This window comes from Micromonospora sp. H61, from assembly GCF_018070325.1.
Lineage (GTDB): Bacteria > Actinomycetota > Actinomycetes > Mycobacteriales > Micromonosporaceae > Micromonospora > Micromonospora salmantinae.
In genome coordinates this window covers 1-26,069 of sequence record NZ_JAGPXY010000026.1, presented here as the reverse complement: position 1 = coordinate 26,069, position 26,069 = coordinate 1, and the positions used below count along the sequence as shown (strand labels likewise).

Genomic DNA, 26,069 nt, shown 5'->3' with positions numbered 1-26,069 from the left:
CTCCGGGAGCGAGCAGATGCAAGCCCGCGCCATCCTGGCGTCCGTCCTCGCCGTGGCGCTGGCCCTTTCCGGCTGTGCGCAGCCGGAGCGCACCATCGCACCCGCCGGCGCTCCACGGCCGGTGGAATCGACCACGCCGCCCACCCCGACACCGCACCCCAGCGTCACCAAGCCGGCCAAGCCGCCCCTGCGGCCGCTGCCGGCCAAGCTCCCCGCCGGTCTGGGGCGCAACACCGGCGTACGCCCGGTGGCCCTGACGTTCGACGACGGGCCCAGCCCGGCCTGGACACCCAAGGTGCTCGACCAACTGAAGGCCGCCAAGGTGACGGCGACCTTCTGCGTCGTCGGTCGCGAGGTGCAACGTCACCCGGAGTTGGTCCGGCGGATCGTCCGGGAGGGACACCATCTCTGCAACCACAGCTGGCGTCACGACCTCGATCTTGCCCGTCGACCTGTCAGCGAGATCCGGGCCGACCTGGACCGCACCAACAAGGCCATCCGGAAGGCCGTTCCCGGCGCGAAGGTGTCGTTCTACCGGCAGCCGGGCGGCCGGTGGACGTCGGAGGTGCTCGGGGTGGCCAAGGACCTCGGCATGCGTCCCCTGCACTGGTCGGTCGACCCGCAGGACTGGGACAAGCCGACCGCGGCCACGATCGGCAAGCGTGTGCACGCCGCCACCCGGCCCGGTGGGATCGTCCTTCTGCACGACGGGGGCGGTAATCGGGCCGCGACACTCGCCGCATGCCCGAAGTTGATCGCCGACCTGAAGCAGCGTTTCGGCATCACCCGGCTCCGCTAGAAACGCTCTGACCTGCGGTTATGGCCCACATCAAGCCCTTGCCGACACCGATTTTGTCGACCGACGGAGCATCACGTATGCTTTCCAAGCCTCCGGCGGGGCCGGATGGGAGCAAGTCCGCTTGAAGTTGCGAATGTGCAATGATGGCGGGGCCGCCCTCATCGTCTAGCGGCCCAGGACGCCGCCCTTTCAAGGCGGTAGCACGGGTTCGAATCCCGTTGGGGGCACGACCGGCGTAAGCCGGAGCAAGGCAAGACCGGCGCAAGTCGGAGCAACACAAGCTAGGTCCTGTGGAGCAGTTGGAGTGCTCGCCGCCCTGTCAAGGCGGAGGTCGCGGGTTCAAGTCCCGTCAGGACCGCAGCGCTGACGCCGCGCCCCGCGCGGCGTTCTGCGTATCGGAGCAGGTCGCCTTGCCGCCGGTTCGTCCGGTTGCCGGGTAACATGAGCCGAGCGACACGGCCAGGTAGCTCAGTTGGTACGAGCGTCCGACTGAAAATCGGAAGGTCGGCGGTTCGACCCCGCCCCTGGCCACATAGCCTTTCGCCGGGCTACAGAGGTCCCCGCCAGCGGAAACGCAGGTGGGGATCTTGCTTTGGTGGGTCGCTTTCAGTGACGCCATACCCACCACTCTCCTGGATGATCAACACGACTTTCTGAAGTCGCGCGGTCCCAGCAGGCGCGACACCGCGCGCGGTGTTCAGTGGTCGCGGCGACCCTGCGGGCGATGCTGGGCCACGCTGCCCTGGATCGCCTCCCACACGCTGCGCCCGGCCTCTCGTAGCGTCTCCCCCGCCTGCTCGGCGAACTGGGCTGCGTTCTGCGCCGCAGCCTGCGCCGCGCCTGGAAGACCACCGTCGCCGTCCCCGGACGGGCTCGGACCGGACGCCGCCGACTGGCCGGGCTTGTTGCCGGTCTGCCCGGCGGTCGGCCCCGCCGATCCCGGATGCTGGCCCTGAGGACGCCGACCCTGCGGCTGCTGGCCCTGCGGCTGCGCCTGGTCGGCAAGCCCTGGGCCGCCGGCTCGCGGCCCGGGTCCGCCGGCACCCGGTCCCGAACCGACCGGGCCAGCCCCGGACCGACCCGCATCCGGCCGATCAGAACCCAGGCGTCGACTCGATGCCTTGATCTCCGCTGCGCCCGCGGCCAACTGCTGGGCGCTGCGGTTCACGTCGTCGACGGCGGTGCCGGCCGTGCCCGCGAGCGCCTCGATGATGTGTGGGTTGTGGTCGAGCGTGTCGAGCGCGCGGCCCAGGATTCTGGTCAGCTGCTCCAACCGCACCCGCAGCTGCGCCTCGGCGTTCACCCCGTCGATGTTCAACTCGCCGCCGTTGAGGTGCACCCGTACGCCGGCGTCGACCTGGAGCAGGTTGGCCACCCGGGCCCGCAGCGACAGGTCGGCCTCCAGACCGTCGACCGCCAGTCGGATGGAGTCGACGGAGACCTTCGGAATGTCGAGCAGGACGTCCGGGTTCCCGCTGTCGACGTTCCGGTCCGGCTCCCGCTGCTGCCCGCTCTCGCTCATGCTCTCCCGCCCCACCTGCACACCGGCCCGGTCGTCCGAGCCGTTGGGCGCGGTTACCCGCTTTCCGGCGGGCCATCCCGTCCGTGACGACTCGACGACCCGCTGTCTGGAACCGGGCACAGCGCGAAGCTGCACACCGAGGCATCAGCCGGTATGGTCCGGGCCTATGGGACAGGAATTGACTGATCCGGCCGACATCCGGCAGGACGTCGGCCAGTTCTCTCTCCGGTGCAGCCTTCTCGTCCCGGGCTCCGCCGACCACGCGTTCGCGGTCTTCACCGACGAGCTGACCGACTGGTGGGTCACCGAATACACCTGGTCCGGCCCGGACGCGCTGGCCGAGCTGGGCATGGAGCCTCGGGCCGGCGGCATGCTCTACGAGATCGGCCCGTACGGTTTCCGCGCCGACTGGGGTCGGGTGCTCACCTGGGATCCGCCTCGCCGACTGGTCTTCGTGTGGCAGATCGGTCCCGACCGGGCGCCGGTGCCGGACCCGGCCCGCGCGAGCGAGGTCGAGGTGCTGTTCCATGCCGAGGGGCCGGAACACACCCGGGTCGAGCTGGAGCATCGGCACTTCGACCGGCACGGCGAGGCTGCCGAGGGTTACCGCAAGGCGCTCACGGCCGGCTGGCACGAGCTGCTCACCCGCTACGTCGCCACGGTGTCACGCCACCGTCCCAGCTCGACGGCCTGACGACCTGCCGGGTCACCGGCCGAGCCGCCGACCGGCAGCGACGCCGCCGACGTCCCGACCACCAAGGTTCGCGCGTTGGCCGGCCTCCGCCCCCGAACCGAAGCCGGTGCCGCCCAACCGACGTGGCGGTGCGGTACGCAGCCGTGGGTACTCCTCGGTGAGCCGGCGCTGCACCCGGTCGGACCGGTCGGCCAGCACCAGCGCCATCGACGGTGCGCCCGACTCGGTGGCCGCCGCCGACTCGGCCGCCCAGAGTCGACCTCCGACCACCTCGGCGAAGCCGGCCAGCCAGGAGCGGCGGAAGGCGGCGGGGTGGTCGTCCGCGGGCACCTCGGTGGCGGCCAGGCCGTGCGCCGCCTGCACGAGCAGTGAGGTGAAGAGCAGGTCGACCCGTTCCAGGTCACTGGCGAAGCCGAAGAGGTGCAGGGCGAAGCCGTTGCCCTGCCGACGGCGTACGCAGCGGCAGCGCAGCGGCTCGGCCACCGCGGCGAGCAGGCCGACCTTGTCGCGGGCGTACGGGGCGACGATGTCCAGCACCCGATCGCCGACCGGGTCGGTGGTCGGGTCCCGGGCGGCGAGCAGCGCCCGGTCGACGCCGTAGCGGGCGATCAGCTCGGTCGCCTTGGCGGTGAACGCGGCGGCCTCGGCCGGGGTGCAGGCCGGGTCCTCGGCCTGGGCCAGCAGCTTGCGCACCTTGCTGAGCATGGCCTCGGACATGCCTACAGAGCTACCACACGGGCCGGACATCATCGGGGCCGCACGGCAATCGATCGATACGTATCATCGTCACGGCCAGATGATCAGTCCGATACGGACGGTCAACCAACTGCTTGGAGGAACGAACGGATGCCATCCCCGACCGCTCGTCTGCTTGCCGTCGCCACGGCCACCGCACTGCTCTCCGTCGGCACGCCCGCGCAGGCGGAGCCGACCACACCGACCACGCCGGTCAACTCCGGGGCGAACGCGTTCGGCCCGCTCGCCACCTGTTACGGCGGGGCGGTCCGGTCGTACTTCGAGACCGGCCGCTACGGCGGCTCGGCCGGCCAGTACCGCACCACGACGCGCTGTCGCGACATCAACGTGCGCAACGCGAGCGTGTACGCCACCGACGCGTGCGTGATCTTCGTCGACAAGACGAGCGCCTGCAACTACTGGACCTACCTGCCGGCCAACTCGGGCTGGATCACCGTGGCGACCAACGTCCGGGACGGCGTCAACTTCCGGGTCCGCTTCGAGAACCTGCGGTATGAGTACGAACCGCTGATCGCGTACCACGCGTTCTGACCGACCCGCACGGTCGCGGTTCACCCGGCGCGGCTGCGCAGGGTGGCGATCGTCGAGCCGGCGAGTGTGAGCAGGCAGTCGGGGAGCAGCCCGTCGGCTGCCGCCGCGCCGAACAGCGCCTCCCCGGTCGGCTCGTCCCGATTCGCGTACGCGCTGACGAAGCGGGCCACCCAGCGGGTGTCGTACCCGGCCTGATCGATCCCCGGAAAGTCGAGCGCCGCCCCGCTGGCCGCCGGCGCGTCACCGAGCATTGTCGCGGCCAGGCACCAGGCGACGCCGTACGCGCCGTTCAGGCCGGCCCGGTCGACGACCGCGTCGAACGCCCCCACCACCGCGTCTCCATCGCCGGTCAGCGCCGAACGGAGCACGGCGGCCGCGTCATCGAACGTCTGCTGTGGTAGGTCGGTCACGCAGCGCACAGTAGGACGGGTGGTCAAGCACCCCCGGCAACCGTCACTGTCCGTGTTCAACGCGAGCTACCTGCGCATTACGCCACCTCCACGGTCCCGCCGCCGGCCTCGGCACGCTAATGTGCGCAGCGGACCTTCGCCGGAGGAAGGACGACCATGTTCGAATCACGCCGCTCGCGGGTAGCCACATTGGCTGCCTGCGCGACGATCCTGCTCGCCACAAGCGCTTGCGGGGATGACAAGCCCGAAGAGGCCAGCGCCCAACAGGTGCGCCTCTACGGCACGGACGGCAACATGCTCAACTCCTACCCTGCGGAGTTGAAGGAACGGGCGAGTCTCGTCGACGGGATGAAGGGCACCACGCCCCTCGTTCCGCTGCCAGACGACTTCAAGGGCCGGCTACGGGCCGTCAATCCGGCGCTGACGGACTACGTGTACTCCGCCGAGACGTACGACGCGGTGGTGATCGCCGTGCTCGCCGCCCAGTTGGCCGGGAGCACCGACCCTGCCGCCATCACCAAGCAGATCGTCGCCGTGACGAACGACGGGCAGCGCTGCGAGGACCCGGCCAGTTGTCTCGCGCTGGCCCGCAACGGGCAGGACATCGAGTACCGCGGCGTGTCGCTGACCCGGGCGGGCTTCACCGACAAGGGTGAGCCGGCCACCGCTAGCTACGCCACACTGACCTTCGACGGGCAGCAGATCAACGACGGCAAGACCGAGTTCGTCGGCGCGGGCATCGAGTCGGCGGCGAGCACCAAGACGCCGCCGAAGCCGAAGAAGCAGCGCCCGGGTGGCGCCGCCGACCAGGAGCCGCTGATCCTGGGCAGCCTGCTGCCGAAGACCGGTGACCTCTCGATCGCCTACCCGCCGATGGCCGCCGGCGCCGCGCTGGCGATCAAGGAGATCAACGCCGCTGGCGGCGCACTGGGCAAGCCGGTGACGTGGCTCGACGGCGACGACGGCACCAACCCGGCAGTGGCCAAGGCGACGGTGGCCAAGCACGTGGCGGACGGCGTCAGCGTGATCATCGGTGCCGGCGGTTCGGGCATCTCCCGGGCGGTGCTGCCGGACGTGGTGCAGGCCGGGAAGATCCTCTTCTCCCCGTCCAACACCGACGCCAGCCTGACCGACGTCGACGACCAGGGCCTCTACTTCCGCACCGCCCCGCCGGACAGCCTCCAGGGCCGGGCGCTGGCCGACGTGATCCTCCGCGACGGGTCACAAAAGATCGTCATCGTCGCCCGCAAGGACTCCTACGGTGAGGGCCTCCAGGGCACCGTCCGCGAGGAGCTGGAGAAGGCCGGTATCGCCAACGACCGGCTCAAGCTGTTGACGTACGAGCCGCCGGCCGACGCGAAGGCCGCACCGGTCGACTTCAGCGGCGGCGCGAAGGAGATCAAGGAATTCGGCGCGGACGCCGTACTGATCATCGGTTTCGGTGAGTCCGCCCAGGTGATCCGCGGCCTGGCCGCCGCCGGGGTGCAGATCCGGCAGTAGGCAGCACCAGAACCCACGACGGCCGCACCGGCTGCCCGCCGGTGCGGCCGTTTCTGGTACGCGGGATCAGCGCGGCCGGCGACGCTCCAGGAACTCGGTCATCCGGCGGTGCTTCTCGTCGTCCTCGAAGAGCACGGCCTGGCTGACCAGGTCCAGATGCGGGTGCGCGGCGGCCGGCGCGTCCACCGCCAGCTTGGTCAGCCGCACCGCCAACGGTGAGCCCAGGGCGATCTCGTCCAGCAACGCGTGCGCCACAGCCAGCAGCTCGCCCGGCTCGTCCACCACCCGGTTCACCAGGCCGATCCGCAGGGCCTCCGCGGCGTCCACCCGCCGACCGGTGAAGAGCAGCTCCTTGGCCCGGCCCTCGCCGATCAACGCGGGCAGCCGGTGGGTCGCGCCGGCGCCGGCCAGGATGCCCAACCGCACCTCCGGTTGCCCGAAGACCGCCCGCGCCGTGCACACCCGCAGATCGCAGGCGTACGCCAGCTCCGCGCCACCGCCCAACGCCGGGCCGTCGACGGCCGCCACGGTCGGCATCGGCAGCGCCCGGATGCGGGCGAAGGCGGCCGAGTTGATCGCGGCGAGGGCGTCCGTGCGACCCCGTTCGCGGAGTTGGCCGATGTCGGCGCCACCGGCGAAGATGCCCGACGCGCCGCCGGTGAGCAGCAGCAGGCGCGGCCGCGCCTCCAGCTCGGCGCAGACCTGGTGCAGCTCGGCGATCAGGTCGGCGTCGATGGCGTTGCGCTTCTCCGGCCGGTCCAGGGTGACCACCAGCCGGTCCGGCCGCTCCTCGATCCGCAACCCGCTCACTGCTTGACACCGCCTTCCCAGCGGTAGAAGCCCTGTCCGGACTTCTTACCCAGCCGCCCCGCGGCCACCATCTCCAGCAGCAGTGGGGGCGGCGCGAAGCGGTCCCCGTACGCGGCCTGGAGGGTGCGGGCGATGTCCAGCCGCACGTCGAGGCCGACCAGGTCGGTGAGTTCCAACGGCCCGATCGGGTGTCGATAGCCGAGCACCATGGCCTTGTCGATGTCCGCCGGGCTGGCCACCGCGTCTGCGACCATCCGGATCGCCTCCAGCCCGAGGGTGACCCCGAGCCGGGAGGTGGCGAAGCCGGGCATGTCGCGTACGACGACGGGGTCCTTGCCGAGCCGGCCGGCGAGCGCGACGGCCGCGGCGGTGGTCTCCTCGGCGGTGGCCGGGCCGACCACGATCTCCAGCAGCGCCATCGCCCAGACCGGGTTGAAGAAGTGCAGGCCGAGGAAGCGCTCTGGCGCGTCCAGCTCGGCGGCCAGCGCCCCGATGGCGATGCTGGAGGTGTTGCTGCCCAGCAGCGCCGGACGCAGTGTGGCGGCGTCCCGGAGCACCGCACGCTTCTCCTCGAGGCGCTCCGGCACCGCCTCCACGATCACCTGGGGGGCGGGAGCGACCTCGGCGAGGGTCGGGCGCAGCGTCACCCGCTGCCGGTTCGTGGCGGCCTCGTCGGCGCTCAGCTTCCCGCGCTGCACCGCCCGCTCCCACAGCTCGGCGAGCCGGTTCAGCGCTGCCGCACCCCGCTCGGGGTCCACCTCGACCAACTCGACGGCGTGCCCTGCGCCGGCCGCCACGTACGCGATGCCAAGTCCCATCGTGCCGGCACCGACGACCACGAAACGATCGCTCATCACGCCTCCCTGTCCCGTCCGCCGACGCGCGGGGTCCCCGCTACGCCGGCCCGGGTGTCCCGCCCGCTCCGCTCGCTCATGGTGCGACCCTAGACAGCGCGACGACCCGGCCCATGCGTGGGGGAGCGCCGGATCGGGTAATGACGGCCCGTCAACCGAGGGAAGGACCGCATCGACATGAGCCAGGCACCGGAGAGCGTCACCGACGGGGAGATCGTGGAGACCCGAGGCGACGAGCGGGTCGAACTGCTGCGCGCCGACACCAACAACGACGGCAAGACCGACGTGTGGGTGGTGGACACCGACGGCGACGGCAAGGCGGACCTGTTCCAGTTCGACACCGACGGTGACGGCAAGGTGGACATCACCATGGTCGACATCGACGAGGACGGCCAACCGGACGAGGTTGTCGACGGCGACGGCGGCCTTCCGCCCGAGCAGCTCCCCCCGACCGTCCAGGTCTGAGACGTACGGACGGCCCCCGCTCTCCGCCTGGCGGAGTGCGGGGGCCGTCCTGCTCAGTCGACGAGGCGCAGGGTGGCCAGGTAGTAGGGGGCGTCGCGGTCGTCCACATCGGTGAGCCGCCAACCGGTGCCGTGCACCAGGCCGGCGAACTCGTCCGCCGAGCAGACCAGGTAGTCGAACCACTCGGTGCTCAACTCGCGGTAGCGCAGCCGCAGCCGCAGCTGGCCACCGAGCCGGCCGCGCCGACGGTTGCGCTCGTGGTAGCCGGTGTGCAGCGGGTCGCGGGTGCCGTACGGGTCGGTGCCCTGCGCGATGATCTGCGCCCCCGGTCGGGCCAGTGCGGCGAGCGCGGCCAGGAACTCGGGAGCGCGCTCCCGCCCCTCGAACAGCCCGAGGTTGTTGCCGAGCAGCAGGAACGTGTCGTACCGCGACCCGTCGGCGACGTGCGTGTCGACGGTGCCGTGCACCAGCCGCCGGACACCGCGACGCCGGCTCACCTCCAGCGCGCCCGCTGAGGTGTCCAGCCCGGTGACCGGTACGCCGCGCTCCTGGAGCAGCAGCGCGATCCGGCCGGCTCCGGTGCCGATGTCCAGCGTCTCGCCGTGCGCCCGGTCCACCGCGCGGTGGTCGTACGGCTGCCACTCCGCCGGCCCGTCCAGGTAGTGCGCGGACGGGGCGCCGTTGATCAGACCGTCGTCCCGTTCGATGATCTCGATGACCGGTCGCGGGAGTCGACCACCTACCAGGGGCCGGGGACCTACTCCGGTGGCCACGGCGAGCGTGTCTCGCAGCAGTTCGCCGATCACGTCACCGATTAGGGGCTCAACCGTCACGGCGTTCACGCTATCCGGCCACTCAGTGGCCCGCGCCGGCCGTATCCTGGCGGCGTGACCATGCTGGACCGGCTGTCGGCCGAGAAGTACATCCTGCTCACGACCTTTCGCAAGGACGGTCGGGCGGTGCCGACCCCGGTCTGGGCGGTACGCGACGGGGAGGCGCTGGCGGTCTGGACCCGGGCCGACTCGGGCAAGGTGAAGCGGATCCGCCGCAACGGCGACGTGACAGTGGCCCCGTGCGACGTGCGGGGCCGGCCACACGGGGCGGAGGTGTCAGCTCACGCGACGATCTACGGGGGCGGTGACACCGGTCGGGTCCGCGACCTGCTCAAGCACAAGTACCGCCTGATCGGCCGGCTGAGCCTGCTGGGCAGCCGGTTGCGTCGCGGCGAGGGCGGCACTGTCGGCATCCGGGTGACGTTGGCCGAGCCGCGGCGCTGACCCCGCAGCGCTGAGGCGCGGCCGGGGTCGTGCTCGGGCTGGGCATACGAAAGGGGCGGCAGATCGAGATCCACCGCCCCTGACGAAGAACTGTTGCCTGCTCAGTCGCCCTGCCGCTGCTGCGGGATCTGGCCCTGCAATAGCGCCCTGACCTCCGACTCACGGTACCGACGGTGGCCACCCAGGGTGCGGATGGCACTGAGCTTGCCAGCCTTGGCCCACCGGGTCACCGTCTTCGGGTCGACCCGGAACATCGACGCCACCTCGGCCGGCGTGAGTAGCGGCTCTGGTTCGTGCGTTCGCGATGCCATCGGTCACTCCTCCACATGTATAGACATCGGCCGGGGTCCCGCCGGCCGACGCGTCTCCCATGGTCCGGCTAGTCCCCGATGTCCGACATGGGCCGAACGGATGAAGGTCCCTAGACGGACGGATGAACCATGCCCGATTTTTACGACTTTTACACGGCAGAAACCACCTTATTCGGACTCATGATCACGGTTCGTGATGCGTCAACTACGAGCACAACTCACCTTGGGAGCGCTCCTAGGGTGATATGCCCTAGTTGCACCGCTCCAACAGCTGCACCGCGCGCCACCGGGCCACCAACTTGTCGTACGCGGCCGACGCCTCCTCGGCCTCGCCGCGGGACAGCCCCGCGAGCCCGCCGGCGACCAGTTCGGGCGAGTCGTCAGCGGCGAGCGTCTCGTCGGAGAGCAGGTCGACCAGACCCCCGTAGTCCAGCTCGACCACGGACCGCGGATGGAACTCCTCCAACCAGCGGGCCGCCTCCTCCACCGCCTCGGTGATCGGCGCCTCGCCGACCGACTTGCGCAGCACCGACAGCGCCCGTGACGAGCGGCGTCGAGCCTTGGAGATCTCGGTGCGGTAGCGCAGCGCCCGTCGGCCCGGCTGGGTGACCAGGTCGCGTTCCGCCGGGTCGAAGAGCACGAACCACCGCAGCGGTACGCCCCAGGTGGCGATCTGCTCGTGCACCCGGGGCACCCCGTGCTCCAGCACCCGGGCGCCACTGCGCCAGTCGTCCACCACCGCCCTGGCCTGCCCGGCGAGCACCGGCGGCACGAAGGCGTCGGCGAGCACCGAGGGCACCCCGTCCCGGGCGCTGAGCGCCGCCTCAGCGACCCGGATGCGCAGGTTCCAGGGGCAGACCAGCAGGCCTTCGTCCGTCTCCAGGACGTACGCCTCCTCCGGCAGGTCCGGCAGCCGGGTCCAGCCAGCACCCAGCGCCTCGATCACCGCCGTCCGCTGCCGACCGGGCCCCTCGACCGGGGCTATCGCGCGCCCCTCCGAGACGTAGCGGCGCCAGTAGCTCTGCCGGTCTCGATCGAAGGCGGCCAGCGGTTCGTACACGCGCAGGTAAGAAGCGAAGAGCGACGGCACCGCGCGATCCTCCCACGAACCACGCCCGTACGCGGTCAGCGGCCGGAGCACGCGCGCCGCACCGTGGGACGGCCGCGGCGCGTCGAGCGCCCGCCCGGCGGCCGATACTAGGCTCGATCACACCGGCAGCATCCCCGCCGGGGTCCACCAGGTCCGCGTCCCACAAGGACGCACACCACAGTAGGAGCCAACAATGGGCGTATTCGCGAGCACCGACGACCCGGTATCGACCGGTCACGAACAGGTCGTGTTCTGCCAGGACAAGCAGAGCGGCCTGAAGGCGATCATCGGGATCTACTCCACCGCGCTGGGCCCGGCGCTCGGGGGCACCCGCTTCTACCCGTACGCGAGCGAGGACGACGCCCTCGCCGACGTGCTGGACCTGTCCCGCGGAATGGCGTACAAGAACGCGCTCGCCGGGCTGGACCTGGGCGGCGGCAAGGCCGTCATCTGGGGCGATCCGGAGCAGATCAAGAGCGAGGCGCTGCTGCGCGCGTACGGCCGCTTCGTGGAGTCGCTGGGCGGCCGCTACTACACCGCCTGTGACGTCGGCACGTACGTGGCGGACATGGACGTGGTGGCCCGGGAGACCCGCTACGTGACCGGGCGCAGCGTGGAGCACGGTGGCGCCGGCGACTCGTCGATCCTCACCGCCTGGGGTGTCTTCCAGGGGATGCGGGCCGCGGCCGAGCACGTGTGGGGCACTCCGAGCCTGCGGGGCCGGCGGGTCGGCGTGGCCGGGCTGGGCAAGGTCGGCAAGTACCTCACCGGGCACCTGCTGGAGGATGGCGCCGAGGTGGTCGCCACCGACGTCAACCCGAAGGCGCTGGCGTGGGTGCGCAGCAACCACCCGCAGGTCACCCTCGTCGACGACTCCAGCGCGCTGGTCGCCGCGGACATCGACGTGTACGCGCCGTGCGCGCTGGGTGGCGCCCTGAACGACGACACCGTGCCGGCGTTGCGCGCCAAGGTGGTCACCGGGGCGGCGAACAACCAGCTCGCCCACCCGGGCATCGAGAAGCTGCTGGCCGACCGGGGCATCCTCTACACCCCCGACTACGTGGTCAACGCGGGCGGCGTGATCCAGGTGGCCGACGAGATCGAGGGCTTCAACTTCGACCGGGCGAAGCTGCGGGCGACCCGGATCTACGACACCACCCGCGAGATCCTGCACCTGGCTGACGCCGAGGGCGTGCCGCCGGCGGTGGCCGCCGACCGGCTGGCGGAGCGGCGGATGGCGGACGTCGGTCGGCTGCGCGCGATCCACCTGCGCTGAGCGCCTCCAGCCCCGGGGGCGGGTCGGCGAGATCCGCCTCCGGGCCTCGGTGCCGGGCCTCGCTGGGTAAGCTGAGCCGGGGTCAAATTTGATGCGGTTTGTCCGGTGTCACGGGTGCTAACCGTTCCGCTCCTTACCCGGTACACTGGGTGACGGCCGGATCGACGCGACGCGCAGAGCCGGCTGACGGTAACCCGAGGTGCCGAACGATGGCATCCCCATGTACCGTAAGAGCCACGAGAGATGCCTGACGTCATCGGGGCCCGCCTTCGGGCTGCCCCGCATTCTGTGCGAGGGGGTCGAGCCATGGGGCGCGGCCGTGCTAAGGCCAAGCAGACTAAGGTGGCGCGGGAGTTGAAGTACCACTCCCCGAACACCGACCTCACCGCTTTGCAGCGCGAACTGGCGGGTGCTGGTAAGTCTGAGCACCACTTCGACGACGACTCTAAAGAGTTCGTCGACGACGATGATGAGGATCACGCGGACGACGATCCGGATCCCTGGGTCCGTCCGACCCGCTGACCTCTCGACGCAGCTGAGCACGCGGTAACCCCCGCGTGCTCACGCACGTCCCGTGCACGTGCAGTCGCCGACGATCAGGGGCCTGGCCCGACCGGATCCACTCCGGTCGCTCGACAGGCCCCTGACAACGGCTCCCTCAGCGCGGGCGATTGTTCCAGTTGTAGAACGTCGGGATGTTCTCGAAGTGGTTCCAGGCGCAGACCGCGCTGGAGCCCTCCGCGCCCGACACCTCCGAACGCAGCCGCCGGGCGTCCTCGGCCTCCTGAAGCAGCGCGACGAGCGCGGGAGCCGCGTCCCGCACCCGTTCGGTAACTCCGTCGTCCGCTTCGCGCTCAGGCCGCCGGTGACTGGTGGTCTCGGGCATGCTCCAACACTCCCTCCAATAGGCGGATCTTGCTGTTGCGGCAGTGCTCGGTCTCCGTACCGTCAAAACGCCCCAGTTCGAAGTAACGGTTGGCGGCATGGCCACCACCGCAGAAGCCGAAGTACGGGCAGGATGCCCGACACGCCTCCACCCCGGCCAGGAACTCCCTCACCCACGGCGTCGTCGCCGCGTCGCCGAGGATCTGCGCCAACGGGGTCGTCAGCACGTTGCCGCTACTGAAGTCGCCGTAGTGCGGGTCGGTGAAACCGGCCAACTCCGGGGAGAGCACGATCACCGAGCCGTCGTGACCGATCGTGGGGATCGGGTCCAGGTGGCGGGGCAGCAATGCGTCCGCCGAGTTGTCGAGCACCGCCGCGGCGTAGCGCAACGACCACTCGATCTCCCGCAGGTGGATCCGGGGCTCCCGGCGCCACGCGCCGACCAACTCCGCCCAGAACGCGGACACCGCCGACGGGTCGTGGCGGTTGTCGCGGGTGTTGACCCCCTCGGTCTCCTCGATGTTGATGCCCAGCACGTCGCAGCCCAGCTCAAGGAAGTATTCGTACAGCTCGGTGGCGAGCCCCGGCTCGGGCCGGGACACCACGGCCAGCGCGGAGAAGGGCAGACCGCGCCGCCGCAGCACCGAGATGCCGTGCAGGATCCGGTCGTACGCCGGCTGACCGCCCCGGTTGACCCGGTCGCCGTTGCGCGCCCGGGGCCCGTCGACGCTCACGCTCACCCGCATCTCGTGCCGGGCGAAGAAATCGCACCAGTCGTCGTCGATGAGAGTGGCGTTGGTCTGCACATGGTGCTCGACCTCTGGCCCGAACGGGGCGATCAGATCGGCCAGGTGCTCTCGACCAGTGGCCAGGGGCTCGCCGCCATGCCACACGACGGAGAACCGACCGTTCGCCGCCCAGGGATTGACAGCTGCCGCGACCGCCTCGGCCACCGCCACCGGCATGCGGCGGTCGGCGGCGCGAAACGGCAGATAGCAGTACGCGCAGTCGAGGTTGCAGAGGGTGGTGGGCTGCATGACGACGTACGACGGGACGGCGGCCAGACCGCGCATCCCGCTGAACGACTGTCCCCGAGCAGCCATCGCCCTCCTCCGCCTAGCCTGAGGGTGCCCTTCAGGCTAGGCGGCATTGGCCACTCGGGTGAAGCCCTGATCAGGTGCCCGTACGATCACCGGAAAGTGATCATCCTCGGGTGTGCTGACCGACCATCTGCACGTTGCCGGTGCCCTCGATGATCTCGCCAGCCTGCCACGCCTCGACGCCACGACCGGTCAGGGTGGCCAGCGCCCGGTCGGCGTCCTCGGCCGACACGATCGCGAACATGCCGACGCCCATGTTGAAGGTCGACTCCATGTCGTGGTCGTCGATCCGACCCTTCGTCTGGATCAGGTCGAAGATCGGCTGCGGCTTCCAGGTGGACCGGTTGACCACCGCGTCGACGTGCTCGGGCAGCACCCGGACCAGGTTGCCGGGAATGCCGCCACCGGTGATGTGGGACAGCGCCCGCACCTCGGCCTCGGCGATCAGCTTGAGGCAGTCCTTGGCGTAGATCTTGGTCGGGGTGAGCAGCTCCTCGCCGAGGGTCCGCTGCCGACCGAAGTCGTCGATCACGATGTCCAGACGCATCCGGGCAGCGCCCAGCAGCACGTGCCGGACCAGTGAGTACCCGTTGGAGTGCAGGCCGGAGGAGCGCATGGCGATCACCACGTCGCCCACCTCGACCCGATCGGGGCTCAGGATGTCGGCTTCCTCGACCACGCCCACGCCGGTCGCGGAGATGTCGTACTCGTCCGGACGCAGGACGCCGGGGTGCTCGGCGGTCTCGCCGCCCAGCAGCGCGCAGCCGGCGTAGCGGCAGCCGTCGGCGATGCCCGCGCCGATCTCGGCGACCTTGTCCGGCACGACCTCGCCGGTGGCGATGTAGTCGAGCAGGAACAGCGGCTCGGCGCCGCAGGCCACCAGGTCGTCGACGACCATCGCGACCAGGTCGATGCCGACCGTGTCGTGAATGTCCATCTGCTGGGCGATCACCAGCTTGGTGCCCACCCCGTCGGTGGAGGACGCCAGGATCGGGCTCTTGTACTTCTTCGTGTCCAGCCGGAACAGGCCGGCGAAGCCACCGAGGTCACCGAGCACCTCGGGCCGGCGGGTCTGCCGCACCTTCGACTTGAGCAGCTCCACCGCGCGGTCACCCGCGTCGATGGAGACACCGGCATCGGCGTACGAGACCGAGCGTTTGCGCGCCTGGCGGCCAGCACCACCCGTCCACGGCTGGCGGTCGCCGCCGGCGCCGGTCGGGCTGCTTCCTGCGCCGCTGCGCTCGGACACGTGCGTCACGGTTCTCCCCTTTGGTTCTCGGTGCCGCCGGCGGTAGCCGGGCCGCGCCGGTTGGTGCTACGGGCGGTTTGCGGTAACGCCACCCGGAGTGGCGACGGACGAGCCGTTGGTGTGCGGGGCCTCCGACGCCGAGTTGGCGACGCGTCGACCCACCCCTTCGAGCACGTGCTTACCGATCAGGTTGCCGGCTGGCAACTCGATCGGGTACTCCCCATCGAAACACGCCCGACACAACCTGGTCTTCGGCTGCTCGGTCGCGGCGATCAGGCCGGGTAGAGAAACGAAGCCCAGCGTGTCGGCGCCGATGGAGCGCCGGATGCCGTCGTTGTCCAACCCGTTGGCCAGCAGCTCCGCCCGGGTGGCGAAGTCGATGCCGTAGAAGCACGGCCAGCTGACCGGCGGGGAGGAGATCCGGACGTGCACCTCCAGCGCCCCCGCCTCACGCAGCATCCGCACGATGGCGCGCTGGGTGTTGCCGCGCACGATCGAGTCGTCCACGACCACCAACCGCTTGCCGCGGACGTTCTCCCGCAGCGGGTTGAGCTTGAGCCGGATGCCGAGCTGACGCAGGGTCTGCGACGGCTGGATGAAGGTGCGACCCACGTACGGGTTCTTCATCAGGCCGGCGCCGTACGTGATGCCGGACGCCTCCGCGTACCCGATGGCGGCTGGGGTGCCCGACTCGGGCACCGGGATCACCAGGTCGGCCTCGACCGGGTGCTCCTTGGCCAACTGCCGGCCGATCTGCACCCGCGCCGAGTGGACGTTGCGTCCGGCGATCGTGGCGTCCGGGCGGGCGATGTAGACGTACTCGAAGAGGCAGCCCTTCGGCTCCGGCGCGGCGAACCGGGTGGAGCGCAGCCCGTTCTCGTCGATCGCGATCAGCTCGCCCGGCTCGACCTCGCGCACCACGCTGGCGCCGACGATGTCCAGGGCGGCCGTCTCGCTGGCGACGACCCAGCCGCGCTCCAGGCGGCCGAGCACCAGCGGACGGACACCGTGCGGATCGCGGGCCGCGTAGAGGGTCGACTCGTCCATGAAGACGAAGCTGAACGCGCCGCGCAACTGCGGCAGCACCTCCAGCGCGGCCGCCTCGACCGACAGATCCGGTCGGCTGGCGAGCAGCATCGTCACCAGGGAGGTGTCGTTTGTCGAGCCGTCAGCGATGAGGCCGCGCTCGGCGACCTCCTTCTCCAGCTCGGCCGTGTTGACCAGGTTGCCGTTGTGGGCCAGCGCGATGGTCGTGCCGGAGGTGGTCGACCGGATCGTCGGCTGGGCGTTCTCCCAGTTGGACGCGCCGGTGGTGGAGTATCGGGCGTGCCCGATAGCCAGGTGACCACGCAGGCTCGCCAGGGTGGGCTCGTCGAAGACCTGCGCCACCAGGCCAAGATCCTTGTAGACCACCACGCCGGAGCCATCGCTCACCGCGATGCCCGCCGCCTCCTGGCCGCGGTGCTGTAGGGCGTAGAGGCCGAAGTAGGTCAGATTGGCAACCTCTTCGCCGGGGGCCCAGACGCCGAAGACGCCGCAGGCATCCTGGGGGCCAGGTCGTTGGGGGTCAAGGTCGTGGCTCAGCCGGCCGTCGCCTCGGGGCACCTACCGCTCCCTCATGCTGGTCTGGACCGGCCGGGCGGGGATCACTGGAGGATCCACTCTCCTCTGCCGGGACCACTGTCATCGCCTGACAGTGTACGCGAATCGACGTCAACACAGAAAGTCACGATTCCGCTGCTCACCGTTACAGTCAGTGGGACATCGGGACGACTAGAGGGGCAGATACGCCGAGAGGTCCGCGCGGTTGCCGCTCATCTGGACACGACCGTCGGTCACCGCCTCCGCCCAGGTGACCCTGCCGGTCGCCAGTTCCAACCAGGTGTTCGGGGCCATCTCGACCACGTTTGGTGGATTTCCCCTGGTGTGTCGAGGCCCCGGTACGCACTGGATCGCCCCGTATGGTGGAACGCGCACCTCCACCGATCGGCCGGGGGCGCGCTCCTCGAGGACGGCCAACAACGACCGGACCGCCTCTCGGAACACCGGCCGTTCGGGTGTACGCCCCTCGTCGAGCGCCGACAACGCGGCCACAACGGCAGCGGACTTACTGTGCGGAGAGGACACGACGGGACGATACGACCCCCAGGCCAGACACGCGACGCTGGCCCTGGGTCGCGCTCATGCAGTCGGACAAGGCATAGTTGCCGACGGCGTATTCGTACCGTGATGATCCCCGGCCCGGCGCCCCGCCGGTCAGAGGGAAGTCAGCCCGGAAGGCGGTGGACGTGTCAACACACCGACGTGCCTGGAAGCAGCGGGCCGGTGTGGTCGTAGCGCTGGTTGCCGGCGCTCTGCTCGCCGTCCCCGCCACACCAGCCATGGCCGCAGATGTCAGCGTTTCCCCCGGCTCGATCACCGTAAACGCCGGCAGCGACGCCACGATCACTGTGAGCGTCACACCGGGTAACGGTGACGACAAGGCGACGATCAGCCTCGCCGGCCTGCCCTCGGGTGTTCGATGTGCCAGCGGTTGTGGCGAGATCGACCTGCCCGGCCTGGGCAATCAGCCGAGGTCGCAGCTGGTCCGGATCGCGGCCAACGACAACGCCGGCGACGCGACCGCGACGGTCACGGTGGCTGTCGAGGCCGAGTCCGGCCCGGACACCGCCAACGTCTCGCTGACCGTGAAGGGCAAGGCCGCTCCGCCGCCGCCGCAGAACCAGACCGTGCGGTCGGTCTCCGGCAAGGTAGTCGCACAGGCAAACGGCAAGGCCGTGCCGAACGCGGTGGTCATGCTGCGCGACAGCACCGGCCGACAGCTCGACACCACCAGCAACGGCAGCGGCGACTTCCGCTTCACCGGCACCACCGACAAGCCGATCGCACCCGGACGGATCGATCTGGGTGCCAGCTTCGACAACGTGGTGGCCACCAAGACGATCAACGCCGCCGCCGGACAGGCCGTCACCGGGCAACGAATCAGCCTCGCGATCAAGGTCGAGGTGACGCCCAGCGCCACCCCGTCCGCCACCCCCGAGGCCACCCCGACCGACGAGGTGACCGAGGAGGGCACCGAGGAGGAGCCCACCGAGGAGGCCAGCCAGGGTGCTCCGGCGAACGCCGCGAACAACGAGGACAGCGGCGGCATCGGCTCGTACCTGATCATTCTGCTCGGTGGTCTCCTGGTCGCCGCCGGTGTCGGCACGATCGTGCTGCTCTGGATGAAGCGCAGGGAGAACGGCGACGACGACGACGCCCCGGCAGCTGCCGGTGGCGGCGGTGCGGTGCCGCCCTCGCGCGGCGGGTTCCGCGGCCCCGACGACCAGACCCGGGTGGTCGGCGGTCGTCCCGGCGGTGGAGCAGACCCGACCATGGTCGGCGGCGCGGCGCTGAGCGAGGCGCCGACGATGATGCACCGACCGGTGGTCGACGACGTTCCGCCAGACCCGTACGGCGCGCCTGCCCAGGCGTACGGCGGCGCGGGTCAGCAGGGCTGGGGCGGCGCCGGCTACGGCGAGGAGCCAGCGTCCGCCGGGTACGGTGCCGGCGGCTACGGCAACGCCCCGGCTTCCGGTGGCGGCTACGGCGCTCCGGCCGGCCCGGAGGGCGGGTACGGTGCCGGTGCGGCCGGTGACGGTTACGGTGCCGCGCCCGGTGCCGGCTACGGGAACGCTCCAGCCTCCGGTGGCGGCTACGGCGGTCGTGACTACGACGCCCCGGGCGGCACCGCCGCCTACCCGCCGGCTCCCGCTGGCGGAGCGGCCTACGGCGAGCGGTTCGACGAGCCGACCGGCCGGTACACCGGCGACAGCACCCAGTACCCGGCCCCGGCCGACCCTTACGCCACCGGCGTCTACCAGCCGGAGCAGGGGCAGGGGTACGGCCAGCCCGACGCCGCCCCGTACGGCGGTCGCGCCGCAGAGCCGACCGCCGGATACGGCGCTCCGGAGGCTGGCGGGTACGACCAGGGCGGCTACGGTCAACCGGCCGGTGGATACGACCAAGGCGGCAACTACGGTCAGGAGCCTCCGCAGCAGCGCGGCGGCTACGACGACCGGGGCTACGACCAGGGCGGCTACGGCCAGCCCGCCGGTGGATACGACCAAGGCGGCAACTACGGCCAGGAGCCTCCGCAGCAGCGCGGCGGCTACGACGACCGGGGCTACGACCAGGGCGGCTACGGCCAGCCCGCCGGGCGGAACCGGCCGGACACTCCGCCGCCGCCGACCGAGCGCGGCGGTCGCCGCCTCGACTGGCTGGACGACTGACCCCACCACAGCACATGGAAACGGCCACCCGGAGATCCGGGTGGCCGTTTCTGGCGGCGGTCAGGCGCGGTCAGGCGGCGGAGAAAACGCCCTGGTGCAGCACCGGCACGACGTCCGACACGCCGATCCGGACGGCGACGTCCACGTCCGCGGCGAAGCCGCTCTCGGTCAACTCCCGTCCGGAGACGCTGCCACGCACCGCGGCGGGCAGGTCCGGGGTGCTCGCCAGCGCGGCGAGCGCCATGGCCGCCTCCACCGAGAGCCCACCCGGCACGCCGGAGAGGGCGTCCAGCACCGAGGCGGCGCCGAGTTGGTCCTCCACCGACGGGCGCAGCGAACCGTCCGGCCACCGCTCCCCCGAGGCGATCACGCCGATCGGGGCGTCCAGCGTGCCGTACCCCTGGCGGCGCAGCCATTGCCCGACGGCGCGTGCGTTGCGCAGGCACGCCGCGACCACCGGCAGGCCGGTGGCGCTGGCGGCGGCGCTGATGGCCGAGCCGTTCGGGGAGGGCAGCACGAGGTCCGCCACCACTGGTGCGCTGCTCAGCGCGGCGGGCGAGAGCGACCACCGATGTTCCGCGGTCGTCTGCCGCCGCCCGACAGCAGCGGTCGCACCGACCCGGAGGGCGTACTCGGCGGCCTGCTCACCCCAGGGGAACGGGTGCACCCGCATGCCCCTGGCGACCGCCACCTCCACGGCGGTGGTGAACGAGAGAACGTCCACCACCACCAGCGCCGCGCAGACCCTGCCGAGTTCGGCCGCCCCGGTCAGCCCCCAGTCGAACCGGGCACCCGATCCAGGTTGGCCGTAGACGGCGGCCGTCAACGCCTCAGCGCTCGTCAGGCGACGGCTCGGTGTCACCGGAGTCAGACTCGGACGCCCCACCGGGCTGCTCCGACCCGATCGGCTCGACCGCGCCGGTCTCCGGAGAAGGACCCGAGGAAGCGATCGGCTCGGAGACCACCGCCGCCGCGTCGACCGACTCAGCCGGCGCGACCGGCAGCGGGACGGCCTCGACCGCACCCGCCACACCGGCAGCCGGCGCGGGCACCTCGACGGCCGCCGAGCCCCCGAAGAGGCGCGGCAACGTCTCGGTGTGCGCGGTCCGCAGCTCGTCCAGGCCGATCCGGAACTGGCCGTGCACCTCGAGCGCACCACCGGACGGGTCGGTGACGCCGATCAGCTCGAACGGCACGCCCCGCTCGGCGCAGAGCGCCGCGAACGCCTTGTCGTGGCCGCGCGGCACCGAGACCAGCGCCCGCGTGGCGGACTCGCTGAACAGGTAGACGAACGGCATCGAGCCCTCGGCGAACTGCTCCGGCACCGCGACCCGGGCACCGACGCCGCGACGCAGGCAGGACTCGACCAGGCTCTGGGCCAGGCCCCCGTCGGAGAGGTCGTGCGCGGAGGCCAGGTGACCGACGCGGGCCGCCTCGGCCAGCAACTCGGCGAGCGCCTTCTCGCGGAGAAGGTCGACCTGCGGCGGAATACCGCCGAGGTGCTCGTGCGTCACCCAGGCCCACTCCGAGCCGGACAGCTCCACGTTCGTCTCGCCGAGCAGGTAGAGCTGGTCGTGGTCGCCACCGGCGCGCGGCACGAAGCCCATCGGCACCCGGTCGGCGACGTTGTCCAGCACGCCCAGCACGCCGACCACCGGGGTCGGGTGGATGGCCGCCGCGCCGGTCTGGTTGTAGAAGCTGACGTTGCCGCCGGTCACCGGGATGCCCAGCTCCAGGCAGCCGTCCGCCAGGCCGCGCACGGCCTCGGCGAACTGCCACATCACGCCCGGGTCCTCCGGCGAGCCGAAGTTGAGGCAGTCGGTCACGGCGATCGGCTTCGCGCCGGTCACCGCCACGTTCCGGTACGCCTCAGCCAGGGCCAGCTTGGTGCCGTTGTACGGGTCCAGTCGGGCGTACCGGCCGTTGCCGTCGACCGACAGCGCCACGCCGAGACCGGTCCGCTCGTCGATCCGGATCACGCCGCCGTCCTCCGGCTGGGCGAGCACTGTGTTGCCCAGCACGTAGCGGTCGTACTGCTCGGTGACCCAGCTCTTGTCGGCCAGGTTGGGCGACGCGATCATGCGCAGCACTGTCTCCCGCAGCGCCTCCGGGTCGGCCGGGCGGGGCAGCGTCTCGGCCCGGTCGGCCTGGAGCAGGATCAGGTCGGCCGGCTCGCGCATCGGCCGGGCGTAGACCGGGCCGTCGTCGACCAGCGAACCGGGCGGCACGTCGACGACCAGGTGGTCCTGCCAGGTGATCAGCAGTCGACCCGGGCTGCCGTCCGGCTCCGGTGCGGTGACCTCACCGATCGCGGTGGCGAGGACGCCCCACTTGTCGCAGGTCTTGAGCACCGCGTCGAGCTTGTCCGGCGCGACGACCAGCAGCATCCGTTCCTGCGACTCGCTGGCCAGGATCTCGTGCGGGTCCATCGAGGGCTCGCGCAGCGGCACCCGCTCCAGCCAGACCCGCATGCCGGTGCCGGCGGCGGCGGCGGTCTCGGTGAGCGCGCAGGTCAGGCCGGCGCCGCCGAGGTCCTGGATGCCGACGACAAGTTGGCCGTCGTACAGCTCGAGGCATGCCTCGATCAGCAGCTTCTCGGTGAACGGGTCGCCGACCTGCACGGCGGGGCGGCGCGCCTCGCTGCCCTCGTCGAAGGTGGCGCTGGCCAGCACGGAGACGCCGCCGATGCCGTCGCGGCCGGTCTTGGCGCCCATCAGGACGACAACGTTGCCCGGGCCGGCGGCGGCCTTGTTCTGCAGCCGACTGACCGGCAGCACGCCCAGGCAGAGCGCGTTGAGCAGCGGGTTGCCCTGGTAGGAGGGGTCGAAGACCAGCTCGCCACCGATGTTGGGCAGGCCCAGGCAGTTGCCGTAGCCGCCCACGCCGGCGACCACACCGGTGAGCACCCGGGCGGTGTCCGGGTGGTCAGCGGCACCGAAGCGCAGCGGGTCCATCACCGCGACCGGGCGGGCGCCCATGGCGAGGATGTCCCGGACGATGCCACCGACGCCGGTCGCCGCGCCCTGGTACGGCTCGACGAAGCTCGGGTGGTTGTGCGACTCGACCTTGAAGGTCACCGCCAGCTCGTCGGAGATCTGCACGACACCGGCGTTCTCACCGATGCCGGCGAGCATCCGGTCGCTGTGCGGGGCCTTCTCGCCGAACTGGCGCAGGTGCACCTTGCTCGACTTGTAGGAGCAGTGCTCGCTCCACATGATCGAATACATCGCCAGCTCGGACTGCGTGGGCCGGCGGCCGAGGATCTGCCGGATCCGGTCGTACTCGTCGTCACGCAGGCCCAGCTCGGTGTACGGCTGAAGCTCGCCCGGGGTGCCACCGGCGCGCGGCACGGTGTCCACGCCCTCGGTCCAGACGGCGGCGGCCGGCTGGGCGGGAGCGGTTGCCGGTGCGACCGGCTGCGCCAGGCTCGGCTCGGCCGGCTGCGCCGGGGCGGAGTACGCCTCCGGTGTGTCCCGTACCGGGTCCGGATGGGTGGTCATGACCTCTCCTCGCTGCGCTCGTGCCCGCCAGGCCGGCGGTTGAGCTGACCGATGATCGTGCCGCCGGTCATGCCGGCGCCCCCACCAGGTGCTTGAGGACCGACGTGAAGAAGCCGAGGCCGTCCAGCGAGGGGCCGGTGAGCGCCTCCACCGCGTGCTCGGGGTGCGGCATGATGCCGACCACGTTGCCGGCGGCGTTGGTGATCGCGGCGATGTCGCGCTGGGACCCGTTGGGGTTGCCGCCGACGTAGCGGGCGACCACCCGACCTTCGGCTTCGAGCTGGTCCAGCGTCGCGGTGTCCGCGACGTAGCAGCCCTCGCCGTTCTTGACCGGGATGAGCACCTCCTGGCCGGGCTGGAACGCGTTGGTCCACGCCGTCCCGGCCGACTCGATGCGCAGGACCTGGTCCCGGTTGCGGAAGTGCAGGTGCTGGTTGCGGGTGAGCGCGCCGGGCAGCAGGTGCGCCTCGCAGAGGATCTGGAAGCCGTTGCAGATGCCGAGCACCGGCAGACCACCCTGGGCGGCGTCCACGATCGTCTCCATCACCGGGGCGAACCGGGCGATGGCACCGCACCGCAGGTAGTCACCGTAGGAGAAACCGCCGGGCAGGACGACAGCGTCGACACCGTGCAGCTCCGGGTCGCCGTGCCAGAGCCGGACCGGCTCAGCGCCGGCGATCCGGACGGCCCGGGCCGCGTCCCCGTCGTCGAGCGAGCCGGGGAAGGTGACCACACCGACCCGGGCGGTCACGAGCGGGCGTCCGCAGTCTCGTCGGCCTCGACCAGGCGGACGGTGAAGTCCTCGATGACCGGGTTGGCGAGCAGTTTGTCGGCAATCTCCCGAGCGCGGTCCAGGTCCGGTTCACCGGTGAACTCGATCTCGATCCGCCTGCCGATCCGAACCGAGGCGACGTCACCGACGCCGAGCCGGGGCAGCGCGTTTGCGACGGCCTGGCCCTGCGGATCAAGGATCTCGGGCTTGAGCATGACGTCGACGACGACGCGAGGCACTGGGCACTCCTGACTGTGTACGCAGTTGGGTGCCGACCCACAATGGGCGAGCGCAGCCAGCGTACCTGGCAGATATCGCCGCGGACGCACCGGCCGGGTGCAGTTCAGGCAGTGATCGACATTACTGACGCTCAGTCGGACCTGTCAGGCGCGACAGGCGGCCCTAGCAGGACAAATACGGCGCTGCGGGTGGCCGAATCGTTACATTGGGCAACCTCGATCAGCTCCTTGATAACGATCGCGTCCCGCCCTACTCTACATCGACGTAAGTCGATTCCGCCGGCTCCGGGAATCCCGCCGCCCGGCTCCATCCGCACCCGGCGACCCCGGGCGCGCCCCGTCCAAGGAGTCCACCCGATGCGCATCCGCCCCCTGCTCGCCGTACTCAGCACCGCGCTGGTCGGCGCCCTCGGCGTCACGTCCGCCGCGTCCGCCGCCCCCGCCGGCCCGCAACCCATCATCGGCGGCGGCACCGTCTCGTCCGCGCCCTGGGCCGCCGCGGTGCTCAGCAACGGCTCGTTCACCTGCTCCGGCAGCGTCATCGCCGCGCAGTGGGTGCTCACCGCCCGGCACTGCATCAGCGGCACCATGTCGGTGCGCGTCGGCAGCGTGAACCGCACCTCCGGCGGGGTCACCCGCACGGTCAGCGCCACCTACACCCGCTACGACCTCGCGCTCATGCGGCTCTCCAGCACCGTCAGCACCTCCGCGGTGAGCCTGGCCAGCAGCAACCCGCCGATCAACTCGACGAACTCGATCTACGGCTGGGGCATGACCTGCTACAGCGGCTGCTCGGCGTCCACCGTGCTGAAGACCGCCACCGTCCGGGTGACCAGCAACAGCGCCACCGACGCGTACGGCGGCCAGGCGATCCGCACCACCCGGATCAACGGCAACGCCTGGCGCGGTGACTCCGGTGGCCCGCAGTTCTACAACGGTCAGCAGGTCGGCGTCGCCTCCACCGCCGACGGGTCGAGCATCCAGAACTACGGCAGCGTTGCGTACAACCGGGCCTGGATCACCTCGGTGGCCGGTGTCTGACGGTTAGCGCCCCGCTCGGCGCGGATGGTCGGCCACGTGCCGGCCGTCCGCGCCGCGTCGTTTTGCAGCATCCGATCAGGTGAACAATGCACACGATCGGGTCGCGCCACTCCTGACAGCATCGGAACCGTGCTGGTCGTGACGACAGAGCAACTGCCCGGCTACGAGATCCGCCAGATTCTCGGTGAGGTGGTGTCATCGATGGCCAGGACGCGCAACCCGTACCGCGAGGGTGTGAAGAACCTGCGCGGTGGCGCGTACGACCCGATGGCCCCGGACAACCTGACCCGGTGGCGCACCGACTCGGTGGCCCGCCTCGGCGAGGAGGCACTGCGGCTCGGCGCGAACGCGGTGATCGGCATGCGGTTCGACAGTCGGGACTGTGGCGAGATGTGGATGGAGATCTGCGCGTACGGGACGGCGGTGGTCGCCGTACCCAAGATGCCCGAGGTCATGCCGGCCGACCAGCCGGCGGTCGCTGCGGAGACCGCGGAAATCGCGGGCTTCACCGAGTCTCCCGGCGGCATCGCCGAACCGGCCAGCGCCCCCAACCTGAGAACCGCCGCCGAAACCCCAACCGGCGAGTAACCCACCCACCGGCCCACCGGGCCCCCTCTCCCGTGTTGATCAAGAGGTTTCGGTCATCACGGAGATCGAAAATGACGCAAACCTCTTGATCACCCGGGGAAGGGCGGGCAACGCCGGGTGGGGTGGGGT

General features: G+C 71.0%; 28 protein-coding genes and 3 tRNA genes. 14 read left to right on the top strand and 17 right to left on the bottom strand.

From position 1 onward, the window contains the following. Window positions 1–16 precede the first annotated feature (16 nt). The 4 genes from KBX08_RS15600 to KBX08_RS15585 all read left to right on the top strand — a co-directional run bounded on the left by KBX08_RS15600 (window position 17) and on the right by KBX08_RS15585 (window position 1,330). A complete protein-coding gene (locus tag KBX08_RS15600; protein WP_210784167.1) occupies window positions 17–799 on the top strand; it encodes a polysaccharide deacetylase family protein in 783 nt (260 codons plus the stop codon). A 154-nt stretch (window positions 800–953) separates the two neighbouring features. Beyond that, a tRNA-Glu gene (locus KBX08_RS15595) sits at window positions 954–1,026 on the top strand. 57 nt (window positions 1,027–1,083) lie between these two features. Further along, window positions 1,084–1,157 (top strand) — tRNA-Asp (locus KBX08_RS15590). A gap of 99 nt (window positions 1,158–1,256) precedes the next feature. Then, a tRNA-Phe gene (locus tag KBX08_RS15585) sits at window positions 1,257–1,330 on the top strand. 166 nt (window positions 1,331–1,496) lie between these two features. Here the strand turns inward: KBX08_RS15585 and KBX08_RS15580 are convergent. After that, the gene (locus KBX08_RS15580) at window positions 1,497–2,441 is read right to left on the bottom strand and encodes a hypothetical protein (RefSeq protein ID WP_210784166.1); all 945 of its coding nucleotides are present in this window, start codon (window positions 2,439–2,441) and stop codon (window positions 1,497–1,499) included. Between the two features lie 46 nt (window positions 2,442–2,487). Here KBX08_RS15580 and KBX08_RS15575 point away from each other — a divergent pair, with 46 nt between their 5' ends. Then, window positions 2,488–3,015 carry an SRPBCC family protein gene (locus KBX08_RS15575; protein ID WP_210784165.1) on the top strand — a complete coding sequence of 176 codons (528 nt, stop codon included), beginning with the start codon at window positions 2,488–2,490 and terminating at the stop codon, window positions 3,013–3,015. Between the two features lie 12 nt (window positions 3,016–3,027). Here the strand turns inward: KBX08_RS15575 and KBX08_RS15570 are convergent, their stop codons facing one another. Then, window positions 3,028–3,732 carry a DUF2786 domain-containing protein gene (locus KBX08_RS15570; protein ID WP_210784164.1) on the bottom strand — a complete coding sequence of 235 codons (705 nt, stop codon included), beginning with the start codon at window positions 3,730–3,732 and terminating at the stop codon, window positions 3,028–3,030. Between the two features lie 129 nt (window positions 3,733–3,861). Between KBX08_RS15570 and KBX08_RS15565 the strand changes: the two genes are divergently transcribed. Continuing rightward, window positions 3,862–4,302: a hypothetical protein gene (locus tag KBX08_RS15565; protein ID WP_210784163.1), complete on the top strand. Its 441-nt coding sequence runs from the start codon at window positions 3,862–3,864 to the stop codon at window positions 4,300–4,302. A gap of 20 nt (window positions 4,303–4,322) precedes the next feature. On the opposite strand, the gene KBX08_RS15560 is transcribed toward KBX08_RS15565, so the two are convergent. Next, entirely contained in the window at window positions 4,323–4,712 is a 390-nt protein-coding gene (locus tag KBX08_RS15560; protein ID WP_210784162.1) for a hypothetical protein, read from the bottom strand. A gap of 156 nt (window positions 4,713–4,868) precedes the next feature. Between KBX08_RS15560 and KBX08_RS15555 the strand changes: the two genes are divergently transcribed. Continuing rightward, on the top strand, window positions 4,869–6,212 hold the full coding sequence (locus KBX08_RS15555) for an ABC transporter substrate-binding protein (protein ID WP_210784161.1): 1,344 nt from the start codon (window positions 4,869–4,871) through the stop codon (window positions 6,210–6,212). Window positions 6,213–6,278: 66 nt separating this feature from the next. Here KBX08_RS15555 and KBX08_RS15550 read toward each other — a convergent pair whose 3' ends face one another. Then, window positions 6,279–7,022, bottom strand: coding sequence for an enoyl-CoA hydratase/isomerase family protein (locus KBX08_RS15550; protein WP_210784160.1), 744 nt, complete (start codon window positions 7,020–7,022; stop codon window positions 6,279–6,281). Further along, the gene (locus tag KBX08_RS15545; protein WP_210784159.1) at window positions 7,019–7,876 is read right to left on the bottom strand and encodes a 3-hydroxyacyl-CoA dehydrogenase family protein; all 858 of its coding nucleotides are present in this window, start codon (window positions 7,874–7,876) and stop codon (window positions 7,019–7,021) included. Before KBX08_RS15545 ends, KBX08_RS15550 begins: the two co-directional genes overlap by 4 nt. A gap of 177 nt (window positions 7,877–8,053) precedes the next feature. Between KBX08_RS15545 and KBX08_RS15540 the strand changes: the two genes are divergently transcribed. Next, window positions 8,054–8,341 carry a hypothetical protein gene (locus tag KBX08_RS15540; protein ID WP_091396025.1) on the top strand — a complete coding sequence of 96 codons (288 nt, stop codon included), beginning with the start codon at window positions 8,054–8,056 and terminating at the stop codon, window positions 8,339–8,341. A 53-nt stretch (window positions 8,342–8,394) separates the two neighbouring features. On the opposite strand, the gene KBX08_RS15535 is transcribed toward KBX08_RS15540, so the two are convergent. Beyond that, window positions 8,395–9,174, bottom strand: coding sequence for a bifunctional 2-polyprenyl-6-hydroxyphenol methylase/3-demethylubiquinol 3-O-methyltransferase UbiG (locus KBX08_RS15535; protein ID WP_210784158.1), 780 nt, complete (start codon window positions 9,172–9,174; stop codon window positions 8,395–8,397). A gap of 54 nt (window positions 9,175–9,228) precedes the next feature. Between KBX08_RS15535 and KBX08_RS15530 the strand changes: the two genes are divergently transcribed. Next, the gene (locus KBX08_RS15530; RefSeq protein WP_210784157.1) at window positions 9,229–9,618 is read left to right on the top strand and encodes a PPOX class F420-dependent oxidoreductase; all 390 of its coding nucleotides are present in this window, start codon (window positions 9,229–9,231) and stop codon (window positions 9,616–9,618) included. A 101-nt stretch (window positions 9,619–9,719) separates the two neighbouring features. Here KBX08_RS15530 and KBX08_RS15525 read toward each other — a convergent pair whose 3' ends face one another. Further along, on the bottom strand, window positions 9,720–9,929 hold the full coding sequence (locus tag KBX08_RS15525) for a BldC family transcriptional regulator (RefSeq protein WP_007073996.1): 210 nt from the start codon (window positions 9,927–9,929) through the stop codon (window positions 9,720–9,722). A 250-nt stretch (window positions 9,930–10,179) separates the two neighbouring features. Further along, window positions 10,180–11,019, bottom strand: coding sequence for a hypothetical protein (locus tag KBX08_RS15520; protein WP_210784214.1), 840 nt, complete (start codon window positions 11,017–11,019; stop codon window positions 10,180–10,182). A 193-nt stretch (window positions 11,020–11,212) separates the two neighbouring features. Here KBX08_RS15520 and KBX08_RS15515 point away from each other — a divergent pair, with 193 nt between their 5' ends. Both KBX08_RS15515 and KBX08_RS15510 read left to right on the top strand, forming a co-directional pair. Further along, the gene (locus KBX08_RS15515; RefSeq protein WP_210784156.1) at window positions 11,213–12,295 is read left to right on the top strand and encodes a Glu/Leu/Phe/Val dehydrogenase; all 1,083 of its coding nucleotides are present in this window, start codon (window positions 11,213–11,215) and stop codon (window positions 12,293–12,295) included. Window positions 12,296–12,601: 306 nt separating this feature from the next. Continuing rightward, the gene (locus KBX08_RS15510) at window positions 12,602–12,817 is read left to right on the top strand and encodes a DUF3073 domain-containing protein (RefSeq protein WP_030332207.1); all 216 of its coding nucleotides are present in this window, start codon (window positions 12,602–12,604) and stop codon (window positions 12,815–12,817) included. Between the two features lie 136 nt (window positions 12,818–12,953). On the opposite strand, the gene amcA is transcribed toward KBX08_RS15510, so the two are convergent. From amcA to KBX08_RS15485, 5 genes are all read right to left on the bottom strand, one after another. Further along, window positions 12,954–13,181 carry a multiple cyclophane-containing RiPP AmcA gene (gene amcA, locus KBX08_RS15505; RefSeq protein ID WP_210784155.1) on the bottom strand — a complete coding sequence of 76 codons (228 nt, stop codon included), beginning with the start codon at window positions 13,179–13,181 and terminating at the stop codon, window positions 12,954–12,956. Beyond that, entirely contained in the window at window positions 13,150–14,253 is a 1,104-nt protein-coding gene (gene amcB / locus KBX08_RS15500; RefSeq protein ID WP_305076082.1) for a cyclophane-forming radical SAM peptide maturase AmcB, read from the bottom strand. Before amcB ends, amcA begins: the two co-directional genes overlap by 32 nt. Before the next feature lie 130 nt (window positions 14,254–14,383). After that, the gene (gene purM, locus KBX08_RS15495) at window positions 14,384–15,538 is read right to left on the bottom strand and encodes a phosphoribosylformylglycinamidine cyclo-ligase (protein ID WP_091396042.1); all 1,155 of its coding nucleotides are present in this window, start codon (window positions 15,536–15,538) and stop codon (window positions 14,384–14,386) included. A 57-nt stretch (window positions 15,539–15,595) separates the two neighbouring features. Then, window positions 15,596–17,134: an amidophosphoribosyltransferase gene (purF, locus tag KBX08_RS15490; protein ID WP_210784153.1), complete on the bottom strand. Its 1,539-nt coding sequence runs from the start codon at window positions 17,132–17,134 to the stop codon at window positions 15,596–15,598. Between the two features lie 168 nt (window positions 17,135–17,302). Then, window positions 17,303–17,656 (bottom strand): sterol carrier family protein, encoded by a 354-nt coding sequence (locus tag KBX08_RS15485; RefSeq protein ID WP_238689256.1) that lies wholly within the window; start codon window positions 17,654–17,656, stop codon window positions 17,303–17,305. Between the two features lie 161 nt (window positions 17,657–17,817). On the opposite strand from KBX08_RS15485, the gene KBX08_RS15480 reads away from it, so the two are divergent. Next, complete coding sequence (locus tag KBX08_RS15480; protein WP_307850561.1) at window positions 17,818–19,800, top strand: carboxypeptidase regulatory-like domain-containing protein; 1,983 nt, start codon at window positions 17,818–17,820, stop codon at window positions 19,798–19,800. Between the two features lie 70 nt (window positions 19,801–19,870). On the opposite strand, the gene KBX08_RS15475 is transcribed toward KBX08_RS15480, so the two are convergent. The 4 genes from KBX08_RS15475 to purS all read right to left on the bottom strand — a co-directional run bounded on the left by KBX08_RS15475 (window position 19,871) and on the right by purS (window position 24,311). Further along, complete coding sequence (locus KBX08_RS15475) at window positions 19,871–20,626, bottom strand: 2-phosphosulfolactate phosphatase (RefSeq protein ID WP_210784211.1); 756 nt, start codon at window positions 20,624–20,626, stop codon at window positions 19,871–19,873. 4 nt (window positions 20,627–20,630) lie between these two features. Beyond that, complete coding sequence (purL, locus tag KBX08_RS15470; protein ID WP_210784152.1) at window positions 20,631–23,300, bottom strand: phosphoribosylformylglycinamidine synthase subunit PurL; 2,670 nt, start codon at window positions 23,298–23,300, stop codon at window positions 20,631–20,633. 67 nt (window positions 23,301–23,367) lie between these two features. Beyond that, window positions 23,368–24,051 carry a phosphoribosylformylglycinamidine synthase subunit PurQ gene (gene purQ / locus KBX08_RS15465; RefSeq protein WP_210784151.1) on the bottom strand — a complete coding sequence of 228 codons (684 nt, stop codon included), beginning with the start codon at window positions 24,049–24,051 and terminating at the stop codon, window positions 23,368–23,370. After that, window positions 24,048–24,311 carry a phosphoribosylformylglycinamidine synthase subunit PurS gene (gene purS, locus KBX08_RS15460; protein WP_030491392.1) on the bottom strand — a complete coding sequence of 88 codons (264 nt, stop codon included), beginning with the start codon at window positions 24,309–24,311 and terminating at the stop codon, window positions 24,048–24,050. The genes purQ and purS overlap by 4 nt, the downstream gene beginning before the upstream one ends. Window positions 24,312–24,668: 357 nt before the next feature. Here purS and KBX08_RS15455 point away from each other — a divergent pair, with 357 nt between their 5' ends. Together KBX08_RS15455 and KBX08_RS15450 are read left to right on the top strand one after the other, a co-directional pair. Then, entirely contained in the window at window positions 24,669–25,352 is a 684-nt protein-coding gene (locus KBX08_RS15455; RefSeq protein ID WP_210784150.1) for a trypsin-like serine protease, read from the top strand. 24 nt (window positions 25,353–25,376) lie between these two features. After that, on the top strand, window positions 25,377–25,940 hold the full coding sequence (locus KBX08_RS15450) for a YbjQ family protein (RefSeq protein ID WP_091396061.1): 564 nt from the start codon (window positions 25,377–25,379) through the stop codon (window positions 25,938–25,940). The last annotated feature ends 129 nt before the right edge of the window (window positions 25,941–26,069 follow it).